Origin of the sequence: Microcoleus sp. D3_18_C2 (assembly GCF_036702395.1) — a bacterium.
GTDB lineage: Bacteria > Cyanobacteriota > Cyanobacteriia > Cyanobacteriales > Microcoleaceae > Microcoleus.
The window spans coordinates 58,709-72,575 of record NZ_JAUBTG010000015.1 but is presented as its reverse complement, the minus strand read 5'-3'; the positions used below and the strand labels follow the sequence as shown (position 1 = coordinate 72,575).

The 13,867-nt window shown below is 46.3% G+C and carries 14 protein-coding genes and 1 pseudogene; 7 read left to right on the top strand and 8 right to left on the bottom strand.

What is annotated here, in order from left to right; genetic code table 11:
- Positions 1–23 precede the first annotated feature (23 nt).
- Both QUA88_RS12235 and QUA88_RS12230 read right to left on the bottom strand, forming a co-directional pair.
- Positions 24–1,010, bottom strand: coding sequence for an aldo/keto reductase (locus QUA88_RS12235; RefSeq protein WP_333056395.1), 987 nt, complete (start codon positions 1,008–1,010; stop codon positions 24–26).
- 188 nt (positions 1,011–1,198) lie between these two features.
- A complete protein-coding gene (locus tag QUA88_RS12230) occupies positions 1,199–2,110 on the bottom strand; it encodes an alpha/beta fold hydrolase (RefSeq protein ID WP_333056394.1) in 912 nt (303 codons plus the stop codon).
- 696 nt (positions 2,111–2,806) lie between these two features.
- On the opposite strand from QUA88_RS12230, the gene QUA88_RS12225 reads away from it, so the two are divergent.
- Positions 2,807–3,295: an anti-sigma regulatory factor gene (locus tag QUA88_RS12225; RefSeq protein ID WP_333056392.1), complete on the top strand. Its 489-nt coding sequence runs from the start codon at positions 2,807–2,809 to the stop codon at positions 3,293–3,295.
- 246 nt (positions 3,296–3,541) lie between these two features.
- On the opposite strand, the gene QUA88_RS12220 is transcribed toward QUA88_RS12225, so the two are convergent.
- Positions 3,542–3,817 (bottom strand): DUF6439 family protein, encoded by a 276-nt coding sequence (locus QUA88_RS12220; RefSeq protein WP_333260201.1) that lies wholly within the window; start codon positions 3,815–3,817, stop codon positions 3,542–3,544.
- A gap of 118 nt (positions 3,818–3,935) precedes the next feature.
- On the opposite strand from QUA88_RS12220, the gene QUA88_RS12215 reads away from it, so the two are divergent.
- Complete coding sequence (locus QUA88_RS12215; protein ID WP_333056390.1) at positions 3,936–4,301, top strand: DUF2203 domain-containing protein; 366 nt, start codon at positions 3,936–3,938, stop codon at positions 4,299–4,301.
- Between the two features lie 107 nt (positions 4,302–4,408).
- A complete protein-coding gene (gene asnS, locus QUA88_RS12210) occupies positions 4,409–5,800 on the top strand; it encodes an asparagine--tRNA ligase (RefSeq protein ID WP_333207829.1) in 1,392 nt (463 codons plus the stop codon).
- An 80-nt stretch (positions 5,801–5,880) separates the two neighbouring features.
- On the opposite strand, the gene QUA88_RS12205 is transcribed toward asnS, so the two are convergent.
- Both QUA88_RS12205 and QUA88_RS12200 read right to left on the bottom strand, forming a co-directional pair.
- The gene (locus tag QUA88_RS12205; protein ID WP_333271888.1) at positions 5,881–7,362 is read right to left on the bottom strand and encodes a pitrilysin family protein; all 1,482 of its coding nucleotides are present in this window, start codon (positions 7,360–7,362) and stop codon (positions 5,881–5,883) included.
- Between the two features lie 308 nt (positions 7,363–7,670).
- The gene (locus tag QUA88_RS12200; RefSeq protein WP_333056385.1) at positions 7,671–9,266 is read right to left on the bottom strand and encodes a pitrilysin family protein; all 1,596 of its coding nucleotides are present in this window, start codon (positions 9,264–9,266) and stop codon (positions 7,671–7,673) included.
- Between the two features lie 311 nt (positions 9,267–9,577).
- On the opposite strand from QUA88_RS12200, the gene QUA88_RS12195 reads away from it, so the two are divergent.
- Positions 9,578–10,195 (top strand): helix-turn-helix domain-containing protein, encoded by a 618-nt coding sequence (locus tag QUA88_RS12195; RefSeq protein ID WP_333056383.1) that lies wholly within the window; start codon positions 9,578–9,580, stop codon positions 10,193–10,195.
- Between the two features lie 219 nt (positions 10,196–10,414).
- On the opposite strand, the gene QUA88_RS12190 is transcribed toward QUA88_RS12195, so the two are convergent.
- Positions 10,415–10,777, bottom strand: a complete 363-nt coding sequence (locus QUA88_RS12190) for a hypothetical protein (RefSeq protein WP_333056382.1) — start codon at positions 10,775–10,777, stop codon at positions 10,415–10,417.
- 75 nt (positions 10,778–10,852) lie between these two features.
- On the opposite strand from QUA88_RS12190, the pseudogene QUA88_RS12185 reads away from it, so the two are divergent.
- A pseudogene (locus tag QUA88_RS12185) lies at positions 10,853–11,050 on the top strand (TetR/AcrR family transcriptional regulator); the annotation flags it as partial.
- 50 nt (positions 11,051–11,100) lie between these two features.
- Here the strand turns inward: QUA88_RS12185 and QUA88_RS12180 are convergent.
- Entirely contained in the window at positions 11,101–11,463 is a 363-nt protein-coding gene (locus tag QUA88_RS12180; RefSeq protein WP_333056380.1) for a hypothetical protein, read from the bottom strand.
- Between the two features lie 120 nt (positions 11,464–11,583).
- Between QUA88_RS12180 and QUA88_RS12175 the strand changes: the two genes are divergently transcribed.
- Positions 11,584–12,525: a cobalamin biosynthesis protein gene (locus QUA88_RS12175; protein ID WP_333271883.1), complete on the top strand. Its 942-nt coding sequence runs from the start codon at positions 11,584–11,586 to the stop codon at positions 12,523–12,525.
- A 4-nt stretch (positions 12,526–12,529) separates the two neighbouring features.
- Here QUA88_RS12175 and QUA88_RS12170 read toward each other — a convergent pair whose 3' ends face one another.
- Entirely contained in the window at positions 12,530–12,898 is a 369-nt protein-coding gene (locus QUA88_RS12170; protein WP_333260230.1) for a phage holin family protein, read from the bottom strand.
- A 109-nt stretch (positions 12,899–13,007) separates the two neighbouring features.
- Between QUA88_RS12170 and QUA88_RS12165 the strand changes: the two genes are divergently transcribed.
- Positions 13,008–13,505 carry a pentapeptide repeat-containing protein gene (locus QUA88_RS12165; RefSeq protein WP_333056374.1) on the top strand — a complete coding sequence of 166 codons (498 nt, stop codon included), beginning with the start codon at positions 13,008–13,010 and terminating at the stop codon, positions 13,503–13,505.
- The last annotated feature ends 362 nt before the right edge of the window (positions 13,506–13,867 follow it).

Below are 13,867 nucleotides of genomic sequence, written 5' to 3'. Positions count from 1 at the left end.
AAGGGAATTTTGGAGTTGGTATTTTAAGTCCACTGTCGGAAAAATGTATTTTCTTGCCAAGCGGCGGCGGTGCGTTTTTCAAGTGCTGCCATTTCTGTTGGGTTCAGGGGTTTGAATGCTTGGGCGACTTTTAAGTTTTCTTCTAATTGCTTTACTGACTCGGCGGCGATGACGCAGCAGTGCACGCCGGGAAGTGAAAGCGTGTAGCCCATTGCTTGGTGCATTCCATCTAAAACACCGTTCTGAAATAATTTGCCGTAAGCTGGTATTTTCATGGCTATGACGCCGATGTTTTTGGATTTGGCCACTGGTAAAGCGCTGGTAACAAAGGAGCGCGGGTGATGTTTTTCGGCGGCGTTGAGGCAGATTAATGTTGTGTCAAAAGGATAGCGTTCCAAGCCTGCAGCAATGATGGCTGGTTCGTGGTGTCCGGTGATGCCGGAAAAACGAATTATTTTTTGCTGTTTGGCTTCTTCGATCGCTTTTATTGCTCCTTTGGTACTGAAAATTTGGTCTAATTCTGTTTGGAATGAGACGTGGTGGAGTTGCCACAAGTCTAGTCTATCGGTTTTCAATCTTTTGAGCGATTGCTCTAAGTCTCTCCACGCACCGTCTCTGTCTCTGGCGGCGGTTTTTGAGGCTAGGAATAGGCGATCTCGATATGGTGGCAAAACTTTGCCTAAGTTTTCTTCGCTGGGCCCGTAGTCGGCCGCCGTGTCAAAATAGCGAATGCCTAGTTCGATCGCCCGTTCAATTTGCGCCGCTGCTTCTGCTTCTCTTCCCGGCTGCGACAGCGGTGTTTGTCCGGCCCCCCCCAAACCGAAAATCGGCACTTTCACGCCGGTGTTGCCTAAAAGTCGTTCTGGCATTTTTACTGTGGCGGCCGCCTGGTTATTGGGTGCGGCTATGATTTCCCGATCCTGCTGTTCGATCGCCTTAGCACCTGCAATGCCGCTGGCAACAGCTATACTGCTCAATATAAAATGGCGGCGAGTCTTTTTGCGGGTCATTGTTTCCGTCTCCTCAGAATATGTAAGTATAATTTAACCTGAAAGTTAAATGAAGTCATTAGTCATTAGTCATTAGTCATTAGTCATTAGTCATTGGTTATTTGTCCTATGTTTCTTGTTAGTTATTCGTTCTAATAACCAATAACCAGTAACCCATGCCCTATGCCCCATGCCCCATGCCCTATGCCCTATGCCCCATGCCCCATGCCCTTGTCAATTATCCATGCGCGAATCAGTTCGTTTATCTGTTCTGGTACTTCGTCGTGGGGACAGTGACCGGCTTTGATAAAGTGTTCTGTTAACTGCGGATAGTGTTTGCGAAATTTGGCGCTTCTTTCTGTGGAATTCATCCACGGATCGCCTTCTCCCCACAGCATTAGCAACGGGCTGGTTAATTGACTCAGCAATACGTCAATTTTTTCGCCTTGGGGTGTTCGGAATACGGAGGCGAATACTTTGGGGGCACCGGGATCGCAGGAGGGAAGGTATATTTCTTCTACTAATTGGTCTGTGACGGCGCTTTGGTCGAGATAAACTTTTTCTAGGGTTTTCCGAATTGTCGATCGCTGGCGCACGTACTGGAACAGCAGAAAACTTGCCCAATCTTGCTGAAATAAGGTTTTAGCTACTGCAGATATGGCTTTTTGCAAGGGCGGGGCTTCGGGTGCGGGCTGCGGTTCGCTGAAGGGGCCGGCGCTGTTGATTAATATGAGTCCGGCTGCTGATTCGGGGCGCCCTGCTGCTACACACAAGGCGGCGTAGCCTCCGAGGGAGTTGCCTGCTAGTACGGCGGGCCGGCCGATGATGTTGGTGATAAAGTCGTGGAGTTGGTCGCGCCAGAGGTCGCCGCTGTACTGTAATTCGGGTTTTGCCGATCGCCCGAATCCCAAAAGGTCGATCGCCCACACTTCAAAGTCTTTGCTCAGGCCGCTTATATTTTTGCGCCAGTGGTCTGTGGATGCTCCAAAACCGTGAATTAACAGCAGGGGAGGGCGTTCTGGATGCCGATCGCTGGATCGAACGTAGTATACTGAATGCCCTCGCCACTGCCAGTAAGTTCCAGCTATGGGGGCTGTGGTTATGGCTGGGTTTGCTTGCATAATGTAAAGAAATAATTATTTACTTTAACTATTGTATCGCGACATTCAGATTTATATAGTTTTACCAAGGAGCCGGAGTTGCGCCAGCAAAGGATTGGTCAATTTGGGCGAGTTGAGATATCGGGATCTCACGCACTCATAATTAATAAGTTTTGTAACAAATATTGATTTTGTGAGGGGCGCAGCAATGGGAGATATTTGACCCGATCGCATTTTGGATAATAAATTGGGTTTTGGCTGCAACATACCTAGGTATGATGATTTTGCTGTTTGGCGGCAAAATCAAGTTCTGGGCGATGGCGCTTGCCTAGGGGCTGCGAGGGTCGAACCTGATTGGCGAGGGTTAAGGGATCGACTTTTTTAGAGTTATTGGAGAGCTTTTCTAGGTGGGGATCGTTTGTTCAAGAGGTGTTGACGGCTTCGAGGATGCAGCTAGTGGTTTGGTTGCTAGCTGGCAAAAGCTGAGCTCAAAATTTCGCTGCTGGGAGAACTTATAAGTAAAATTACTGATGGTTCTCTGCAGAAGTTTCTCAGAATCGCTGAATATTTTGTGACGTGGTTTGCTGTTCTTAATTGCTTGGATACTCTAAGATATAAGTAGAGCTGCGCCGCTCAATTAATTAGCATTTTGAATACTAGGGAGCCAACTATGCAGGGTGTGAACTTTATCCACCTGAAAGTTAGGGAGTTTTCTGAGTGATTGCTATTTCACCTCGTCCCGTCGGACGCAATTGGATTACTATTAGCTTCGCTTCTACTCTATACCTTTGTCCTATTTTGGATCTGCTCCTAGCAGAGGTGCCAGAAATCTGGCAAGCCCAATTGCGGTTGGGGCTTCAAGAAGCTTTGGTAAATGCTGCTAAGCATGGAAACAAATTAGATCCAGGTAAAACTGTTGGAGTCCGTTTTTCGATCGTCCAAAACCAATATTGGTGGGTGATATCGGATGAAGGTTCTGGCTTTAAGGCCCCTTGCAGTTGCAACCTTTATACCGATGATTGCGACAATCTCCTCGCAGAGGAGGTTGCAGATAACTCTGCACTACCCCATGTGGAACAGGAATGTGGTAGGGGGTTGTTTATTCTTTACCAAATATTCGATCGGGTAGAGTGGAATTCTCAAGGTACCGAGTTACGGCTGTGCAAAGAACTTCCCAGTCGGTATCGGCTGCCGGGGTTGCGCTAGCACCGCTATGAAAGCAGCAGTTTTCACCTCAGCTATACCTGGAAATTTTTTCGTTCCCGGACTGAAGTTTGCAGTGAGAATTTGAACGCTATGGCTATTGATAGCTGATCGTAATGCAAAATGTGAGTTTTGAGTTAAAAAAGTATAAATCTTTTGAACTCACAATCGCGCTGCTCGATAGAGCGGCGCGATTGTCTAAGTTTTGAGCAACTACTCAAGCCAAAACTCCAGAATCAAAACTCAAAATCATTTGCCGTGGGTGGGACAGGGAGGAGCAGATATCGATCGATCCAGCCATCCTGCAGCTTGTTGTAAGCGCGGGAGAGCTTCTTCGGGCTGTTTTTTGAGCAAAAAGACCAAAGCGGCCGCAGCTTGCTCTCCGGCCCGCGCGGAACGGTTGGCTTTGAGGCGGTGCCAATCTTTTTCGTGGATGGCGAGGCGCGCGGCTAGAGCTTGGGCTAGTTCTACCGTGCTCAGCTCGTTGAGGTTGACAGTTTGGGTTGTTTGTGTAGTTTCAAGCATAATTGGCAATTATACGGATTTGGCTGCCGTTTCAGAATTTTAAAAATATACTGCATATAATAACAACTTAATTGGAAATCGGTTTTTTTTATTATTATTGTCAGATTTGCAGATCGAAATGCCTCAACAGCCGTCAGAGTTAAATCCCGAAGAGCAAGAAAGTGAGTTTGTTCAAGCGATCGCAGCCGTTGAGCGATCGCTCGCAGCAGTCAAAGAACGGTACACTCAAATTCAGGTCGATCGACAGCGCCAAGTCGAACTCGGTCATCGGCGCGAAGAAATCCGCCAGTCCAAGCGCCCAAATCCATTGCCGCAACTCAAAAAAGAATTGCGGGAAATTGAGCAAGAATTGGAAACTATCGAGTTGAATTTAGAAAGCAGCCTGTTTTCGTGGGGAAGCATAAAACAACCTTTTTGGCAAGCAGTTCGGTTTGGGGGGCTTGGCATTTTGATCGGTTGGATTTTGAAATCCTATGTCGGTTGAATTATGTTATGATTTTTGATTTTTTTTTACCGCAGAGGGCGCAGAGGGCGCAGAGGAAGAGAAAAGAGAGAATTATGGTGCAAAATATTAAATAAACGGGAGTGGATATGACAAATCAACGGATTGCAGCAATTTTGCGCGCTGGTGAACCCGACGAAACGGTAACTGTTCAAGGCTGGGTTCGCACTAAGCGCGAATTGAAAGATTTTGCCTTTGTCGAAGTCAACGATGGTTCGGCGATGGCTAACTTGCAAGTAGTCATAAATTCCGATTTGCCAGATTTTGAAAATGTACTGAAACAACTGAATACAGGTGCATCTCTAGAAGTGTCGGGTGTGCTGGTAGCGTCTCCCGCAAAAGGACAGCGAATTGAGTTGAAAGCTTCACAAGTACAAGTTTACGGTGATGCAGACCCGCAAACTTATCCCCTGCAAAAAAAGCGCCATTCCTTTGAATTTTTGCGGACAATCGCGCATTTGCGGCCGCGCACAAACACTCACGGTGCTGTCTTTCGAGTCCGCAATGCTTGTTCGGCGGCCGTACACCAATTTTTTCAAGAACGCGGTTTTTTGTGGGTTCATACTCCGATTATTGCTGCTAGCGACTGCGAAGGTGCGGGGGAAATGTTCGCCGTTACTAACTTTGATTTAAAGAATGTGCCGCGCACTGATTCGCAAGAGGTTGATTATGCTAAAGACTTTTTTGGAAAGCGCGCCTATTTAACAGTTAGCGGCCAGTTGGAAGCGGAAGTTATGGCGATGGCTTTTGGCAATGTTTACACTTTTGGCCCTACTTTTCGAGCGGAAAATTCTAATACTTCGCGACATTTAGCTGAGTTTTGGATGATTGAACCGGAGATGGCTTTCTGCGATTTGCAGGGAGATATGGATTTGGCTGAGGCGTTTTTAAAGTATATTTTTAAATACGTTTTGGATCATTGCCCGGAAGATATGGAGTTTTTCAATGAGCGCATTGACAAAACGGTTTTGGCTACTGCTGAAAATATCATTAATAATCAGTTCGAGCGGATTACTTATACTGAGGCGATCGCACTTTTGGAAAAAGCCGACAAAAAGTTTGATTTTCCGGTAAGTTGGGGCTTGGATTTGCAGTCGGAACACGAGCGTTATTTGGCTGAGGATTTGTTTAAAAAGCCGACCATTGTCAGCGATTATCCCGTCGGGATTAAAGCATTTTATATGCGTTTAAATGAGGACGAGAAAACGGTGCGAGCAATGGATGTTTTGGCTCCTAATATTGGGGAAATTATCGGCGGTTCGCAGCGGGAAGAAAGGCTGGATGTGTTGGAGCGGCGCATGGAAGCCCAGGGTATGAATAAGGAGGAATTGTGGTGGTATTTGGATTTGCGCCGCTACGGCACTGTACCTCACGCTGGGTTTGGTTTGGGATTTGAACGGTTAGTGCAGTTTATGACTGGAATGGGGAATATTCGGGATGTGATTCCGTTTCCGAGATCGCCTTTGAGTATTGATTTTTAGTGTAGGATTGTGTGGCAAAGAGGAGGGACACGGCATTGCCGTGTCCTTACCCAGATCGGCGACTCCTAATCACAAATAAATTAAGTCGCCGAGGGAATTGTGATATCAACAGATTGCACTTTGACCGAAGTTCCCAAACTCGATAACGGCGGTTCAATTGCCGCCGTATTTCCCACTACTAATGTTACCAGATTCTCCGGTTTCAAATAAGTCTGAGCTACGCGCTGCACGTCGGCAATTGTTGCTGCTTCGATGCTGCGGCGGTAGCGAAAAATGAAATCTTCGGGATAACCGTAGTATTCGTAGCGGATTAATCGCGACAAAGTTTGACTGGGATTTTCAAATTTGAAGATGAATGAATTTAGGGTGGAATCTTTAGCAAAAGCTAATTCTTCCTGGGTAATTGGTTCGGTGCGGATACGATCGATCTCGGCGCGAATTGCCTGGATAAACGGTACGGTGGCATCTGATCGCGTTTGGCCTCCTGCGACAAACACCCCCGGATAGTCATATCTCGGACTCCAAGCCGCGTATACTGAATAAGCTAAGCCTTGGCGCGATCGCACGTTATTGAACAAACGGCCGCCGAAACCGTTGAGAACCCCATTCATCACATCCAAAGCACCGTAATCTGGACTGCTGAGCATTCCGCCCAAATGTCCCATTTGCACGTAACTTTGACTTAATTGCGGCTGATTTACTAAAAATATGCCGCCGTCCTTTGCTGGCGATACGGTTGGTAGAGCAGGCACTTCTGCACTTTGATTCGGTTCCCAGTTGCCGAATTTTTCCTCGACGAGCGATCGCATTTTAGCTGTATCAAAATCGCCAGCAATACCCAAAATCATATTCTTGGGATGGAAATATTTCTGGTAGAAACTCACCACATCGTCGCGGGAAATATTGGCGAGGGTTTTGTATTCTACCGTGCGCGCGTAAGGACTGCGATCGCCATAAACTAACTTTTGAAACTCGCGGCCGGTAATATCGTCAGGATCGTCATTGCGGCGGGCGATCGCACCTTGAGTTTGGTTCTTCGCTAAATCTAACTTTTCCTGAGCAAACATTGGCTCCCGAATCACTTCCGCAAATAAGTCAAACACGGGTTCCAAATCTTCAGCTAAAGCACTAAAATTAGCCGTACCAGAAGCAACATCAATCCCCGTTTCTACCGAAGCTGCTCGCTGTTCTAGCAACTGATTTAATTCATCAGCAGTATGCCGGCTAGTACCGCCAGTTCGCATCACTTCTCCCGTCAAACCTCCCAATCCAATTTTATCGGCTGGTTCAAAACGATCGCCCGTGCGAAATAGCGCCGTTCCCCCGACTAACGGCAATTCCCGGTCTTCCATAAGATAAACCCGGATACCATTTTTCAGCTCGAAGCGAGTATATTTAGGCAGTTTAATTTCGGACAGCGGGGGAAATGTTAATTCGTCGTAGTGTTTCGGTGCAGCAGCAAAGGAAGGTAACAAATTAAACGTGCCCAGTGAAACTGTAAAAAAGCACAGCGATAGCAGAAATAACTTTACTTTTTTCAGTCTCAATTTAGTCCTTTTCATTCTTTCTCCTAAGTTTCCTATTGTGACATAGCGAGGCAGAGCCTCTGGATCTGCGTTCCCCGGCTCTGCCCAAGGCGTGACAACTTAACGTTAAACCTACCGTCTCTCTTGTTTGTCGCGAACTGCAAGATCCCCCCTAACCCCCCTTATTAAGGGGGGGACAAGAGTGTTCTCAAAGTCCCCCTTCTTAAGGGGGATTTAGGGGGATCTAGATTCGACTAAAAGCGACATTTATTATGGGTTTTAGTCTTAAGTTGTCAGGAAGGGGCAGAGCCTGAAAACGAGTTTTTCTTCCTTCTTCCTTCTTCTTACAGAGGCAAAAGCTTACCAATCGTGCGATTTTCCGGGCGGAAAGTTGCCTGAGCGACACGCTGAATGTCAGCGGGAGTAACAGCCGCGATCGCATCCAATTCCTTAAACAAATTTCGCCACGAACCGGTGTTTACTTGATAGTCCACCAGCGAAAATGCCATGCCCATATTAGAATTGAGCGATCGCAACAAATCGGCTCTCGCCTGAGTTTTCACGCGCTCCAATTCCAAAGCAGAAACCGGCTCTGTTTTCAGGCGCTCGATTTCCTTCCTCAAAGCGGAGGCTACTTCATCAACCGTGCGGCCCGGAGCAGTTTGAGCGTAAAATAACATCAAATTCGGATACTTTTCCCCAGGATAACCACTGAAACCTTGAGCAGCCAGCGCCAATTGCTGTTGTTCTACCAAAGATTTATAGAGCCGAGAAGTGCGGCCATCGCTGAGCAAAGAACCAATCATTTCATAAACCGCATTGTCGGGATGATTCATCGCCGGTTTGTGGTATCCTTCCAAATACCAAGGTTGAGTTTTTAATTGCAGCGTCACTTCCTTAGTTTGCGTTTGGGGAGGTTCGACAATCTGCAATTCTGGAGGCTCTGGTGAAGCCTTGTAACGGCCGAAATAAATTTGAGCGAGTCGCTTCACCTCCGAAGCTTTCACGTCTCCTACCACTGCCACAGTCAGCTTGCTGGGGACATAGTGAGTATCGAAAAACTTCTGCACGTCGCTGCGGGTGAGGTTTTTAATGTCTTCAGTGTAGCCAATTACGGGGCGACGGTAGGGATGAACAGAGAAAGCTTTGTTGGCAAAAGCTTCAACCATTTGTCCGATCGGAGAATTCTCGGTTCGTAGCCTGCGCTCTTCTAAAATTACCTGTTTTTCTTTGTAAAATTCCCGAAATACTGGTTCTAGAAATCGCTCGGATTCCAGCGACATCCACATTTCTAACTTATTAGCTGGAAGGCTGTAAAAATACATTGTGGCGTCGGTGGAAGTAGCGGCATTTAGTCCGACTCCGCCTGCTTGTTCCACTATTTTGCCCAGTTCATTGCGCTTGACAAATTGCGAAGCTTCGGCTTCAACTTTGTCAAATTCTGCTTTTAATTGGGCGACTTCTTCAGTTTTGCCGCTGGCCTTGGCTGCTTGCATTTGCTCGAAGAGTTGGTCTTGTTTTTCTAGCAGCGGCTTTTCGGCTTGGTAGTCGGTAGTGCCGATTTTTGGCGTGCCTTTGAAGGCTAAATGTTCGAGATAGTGAGCGACTCCGGTTTGGCCGTCGGGTTCGTTTGCCCCGCCGACATCGGCGTGAATCAGAAACGATGCTACGGGCGCTCTGGGCCTTTCGAGTACGATGAATTTCATGCCGTTGTCGAGCTTAAATTCGCTGACTTGGCTGATTACTCGATCGAGCGACGGTTGAACAGAGACTGCTTGGGAGCCGCTAGCGGGGTTGGGGCGGGCGAGGGCGATTTCGGGGGAAAGTCCCCACCACAGCAGTACAGCGGCTAGCAGGGAGGCGATGAATCGAGTTTGGCTCACGGGCGATTCCCTACGGGATAGCTTCGCTTCACGGGGTTTTTGGAACTGCGGGGTCATTCGATTTTAGATTTTAGATTTTAGATTTTGGATTGTCAAACAAACAATGTTTGTGCTCGGTGGCCAGAGATTCTTTTCTCAGGATAAAGATTTTTTGAGGCATAAGCGATCTGTTGCGCCGCAGATGTTAGGCTGATACAGCAAATCTCAAAAAGGGTCATTCGATTTTAGATTTTAGATTTTGGATTTTGGATTGTCAAACAAAAAAATGTTTGCCCTCAATGCCAGAGATTCTTTTTAAAACTTAACATCAATTAGTCCCTCAGTCCAGCTCCCGTAGTTCCAAGTAGCAAATTACCCATTGCAAAGCCATGCGAATTTTTAATCAGTCTCCTCCTTCTGAAACAGAAACCAAGAAGCGGATTTTACAAGCCGCTCAGCGGTTGTTTGCCCGCAGCGGATACGACGGGACGACAACTCGCGATTTAGCAGCAGCGGCGGGGGTGGCCGAGGGTACGCTTTTTCGGCATTTTGATAATAAAAAAGCGATTTTGATTGAGGTGGCGACGGAAGGATGGGTGGAGTTGCTGACGGATTTGCTGACAGAATTAAGCGAGATGGGCAGTTACAAAGCAGTGGCTCAGGTGATGCGGCGACGGATGCTGAATATCCGCGAGAATAGCGACATGATGCGGGTGTGTTTTTTGGAGGCACAATTTCACCCGGATTTGCGCGACAGAATTCAGTTGGAAGTCATCGGAAAAATGAGCGATGTGGCTGAGGCTTTTTTTGAAACCGCGATGGAAAAAGGAGTTTATCGGAAGATGAATCCGAAGATTGTCGCTCAGGTATTTTTGGGAATGTTTGCAGTCGCGGGTTTCAGTCAAAATACGATTATGGAGCCGAATGCTTCGCCCCAGGAAATGCAGGAAATGGCCGAAGGACTCGCAGATATTTTTCTGAATGGGGTTTTGCAGAAAGATGAATAATTAGTCATTAGTTATTAGTTATTGGTTATTTATTGGTTATTGGTTATAACCGACATCTTGCAGCAATATCAATAAGAGGATTTTTCGTGGGGTCTGGCGGGTTTATAGAACCTATTTGCAAGCTTTAAGGCTGTTGGCGAACCCGCCCCTACGGCTAATTGAGAATGGTGCAATATCTCAGTTATAACCAATAACCCCTCACCCATCCCCAATCCCCAATTACTCTATAAATTCGTACATTTGCTGTACCCACTTCTCCCGATTATTCTGCCATTCATCCGTCACTACTTCCCAAGTTGTATTGCTTTCAAGTTCCAGCAAGAGACTTGATACTTCTTCCAGCGTCGATGCTATATGACATTCTTCTACCCAACTTTCACGGATCATTTTCCAGAGACTTTGTACTGCTTCTCGCTGATAATTTGATTCTAATTCAACTAGCAATTTGGCTAGGTGTTTTTCGTCAATTGCTGCTGACACCTCGCTCATCCAACAGTCGCGACGTTCTTTCCATTCTTCCGTCACTGCATCCCCGTTTAGGTGGGCTTGAAACTCTAACAGTAATTGGTTTAGTTCTACCATATTAAATTTTGTCTTGTTTGCAGTTGGTGCTATTTTTGTACAAATTTTATTGATTTAGACTCTTGGTTTTTTATAGTGAGCGATGTGGCTGAGGCTTTTTGGGAAACGGCTCAGGTATTTTTGAGAATGTTTGCAGTGGCGCCCTTCAGTCAAAATACGATTATGAAGCCGAATGCTTCTCGGCAGCAAATGCAGGAAATGGCTGAAGGACTCGCTGATATTTTTCTGAATGGAGTTTGGCAGAAAGATGAAGAATTAGTGATTAGTCATTAGGAAATGTTAGAGTCTGAAAACGCATATCTACAGGCTCTAAATCCTCGAAACTACTCCTTAAACTTGTGCATTTGCTGTACCCATTTCTCGCGATTCTGCTGCCATTCATCGGTAACCGCTTCCCAATTGGTATTGGTTTCAAGTTCCAGCAATAAACTTGATACTTCTTGAACAATCGATGCTGCCAGACATTCTTCTACCCAACGGTCTCGACGCTGTTGCCACTGAATATCCACCGATTCCCACTGCAAGTTAGATTCCAATTCAACTAGCAATTCTGCTAGATATGTCAGGTTAACTGATGCTGCCACATCGCTAACCCAACTTTCCCGGCGGTCTATCCATTCTTTTGTCACTCCTTCCCATTTGAGGTTGCTTTCAAACTCTAACAGTAACTGATTTAGTTCTACCATCTTAAATCTTGGGTTTTTTGTAGTTTGTGCTACAATTATACCAAAATTTTCACTAAACAGAGTGTTAAGTTTTTTTTAAGATTGCGGTCGCAGTGAAACTACAGAATAGATAACTGAATAATGAACGATGAATTTACTTTAGATATGCTAGAGATTCCCAGCGGTTGGAGGCGGGGCGAAGGTGACTGGACTGGAGTGGCGGCGGCTCTTGCTAGAGGGGAAACTGTCGAAGTAATTCAAGAAGTGGGTTCTACGTTGTGGCAAAACAGTCTGCCAGAAAAACATTCTTTGTATTGGGATGGGGAAAATCTATCAACTATCAAAGCCCGAATTTGGATTAGTTTCACCCAGAGAAGATTTTCGCCGGAATCTGTTTTGCCAAAGGTTCAGTGGCATCCGAGAGTGTTGTGGGTAGGGATAGGTTGTGAAGGCGGAACAGGGCGAGAATTAATCGAAACTGCGATTAAACAAGTATGCCGTGCTTATCATTTAGCCGAAAGTGCGATCGCAGGTATTGCTACAATAGATACTAAAGCAGGTGAAGTCGGCTTGCTGGAGCTTTGTCAAGCGCGAAATTGGCCGTTAAAAACCTTTGGGGCTGACATTTTAAGTTCCGTAGAAGTCCCCAATCCTTCAAATATTGTAGTCAAAGAAGTCGGCACGCCCAGCGTAGCAGAAGCTGCGGCACTTTGTGCGATCGAACTAATATCTTGTACCATTCTCAAGAACAGGCAAGATGCCTGTTCCACAATTCTCAACAACAGGCAAGATGCCTGTTCCACAAAGACTGAATCTGCTTGTGGGGAGGGCATCTTGCCCGCCCGTACCATTCTCAACAACAGGCAAGATGCCTGTTCCACAATTCTCAACAACAGGCAAGATGCCTGTTCCACAAACAGTGAATCTGCTTGTGGGGTGGGCATCTTGCCCGCCCAGCAAAGGCTTTTAGTCCCTAAACAAATATTTCGCAGCAAAAATCCCCCCCTTTCACAAGGAGGGGTGAGGGCGGGTTCTGCGGTAACAGTAGCCGTTGCAGTTTGCCCGATCGAGTATCTGGGATAATGTATTACTGAGCCAAAGTATTGGCATTCACAAATCGACCGATTAACCCAGAAACGAATGACAACACAATGGAACCCACCAAAGCCGGCCAAAAACCGTTAACCACAAAGCCGATACTGAACACACTCGCTAACCAGGAAGCCAGGGAAAGCGAAATTGCATTGACAACGAATAAAAACAAACCTAAAGTAATAATGGTCAAAGGAAGCGTCAGCAATGTAATAATCGGTTTGACAACTGCGTTCACCAATCCGATAACAACAGCAGCCAGCATCGCCGCCGGAAAGCTAACCACCGCCATACCTGGTACAATGTTAGCGGTAATGACCAGCGAAACCGCTGCTACTATCCAAGTTAAGAAAAAACTTAGCATATCTTTTTGTCCATCTCCATCACTATTTATTAAGATTGTAACTGTTTAGTCGATCGACCAAAGTTCGGGATACACTACGAAATACCCACCTTGCGAGAATATCAGAATTATGAAACTCCGGCAACTAGCAGCATTCCTATTCGCGCTAACTATCTTCATCCTGCCGCGGCCAGCCCAAGCTCAATCTAAATATTACGCTCCGCCCTTGTCCTTTAGCAACGCCGAACTGACAAGACGCGATTTTTCTGGTCAAATGCTGCGGGCCGCTGAGTTTTCTAACGCTAATATGGACTTGACTAATTTTTCTAATGCCGATTTGCGGGGAGCAATTATGAGCGCTTCGGTGATGACTGAGGCGAATTTGCACGGCGCAAATTTAACTAATGCAATGATTGATCAAGTTAAATTTACTAAGGCCGATTTAAGTGATGCAATTTTAGCAGAAACAATTTTGCTGCGTTCTACTTTTGAGGGAGCTGATATTACCGGCGCTGACTTTACTGATGCAATTATGGACGGATCACAAGTTAAAGAATTGTGCACAAAGGCCACCGGGATTAATTCCCAAACTGGGATTTCTACTCGCGATTCTTTGGGATGCCGCTGATATCATCTCCGGTCAATTACTGATGATTGTTTGTTGGGTGGGGGCGGGTTTTTGAAATTGTTTGTTTGGGGCGATTATGGTTGGTGGAACCTGCCCCTACACCACGAATACTTCACATTAACCTGATATTGGCATTAAATTCCCCAATGTAAATGATGATTGTTTGTTGGGTGGGGGCGGGTTTTTGAGATTGTTTGTTTGGGGCGATTATGGTTGGTGGAACCCACCCCTACACCACGAATACTTCACATTAACCTGATATTGGCATTAAATTCCCCAATGTACATGATGATTGTTTGTTGGGTGGGGGCGGGTTTTTGAGATTGTTTGTTTGGGGCGATTATGGTTGGTGGAACCCACCC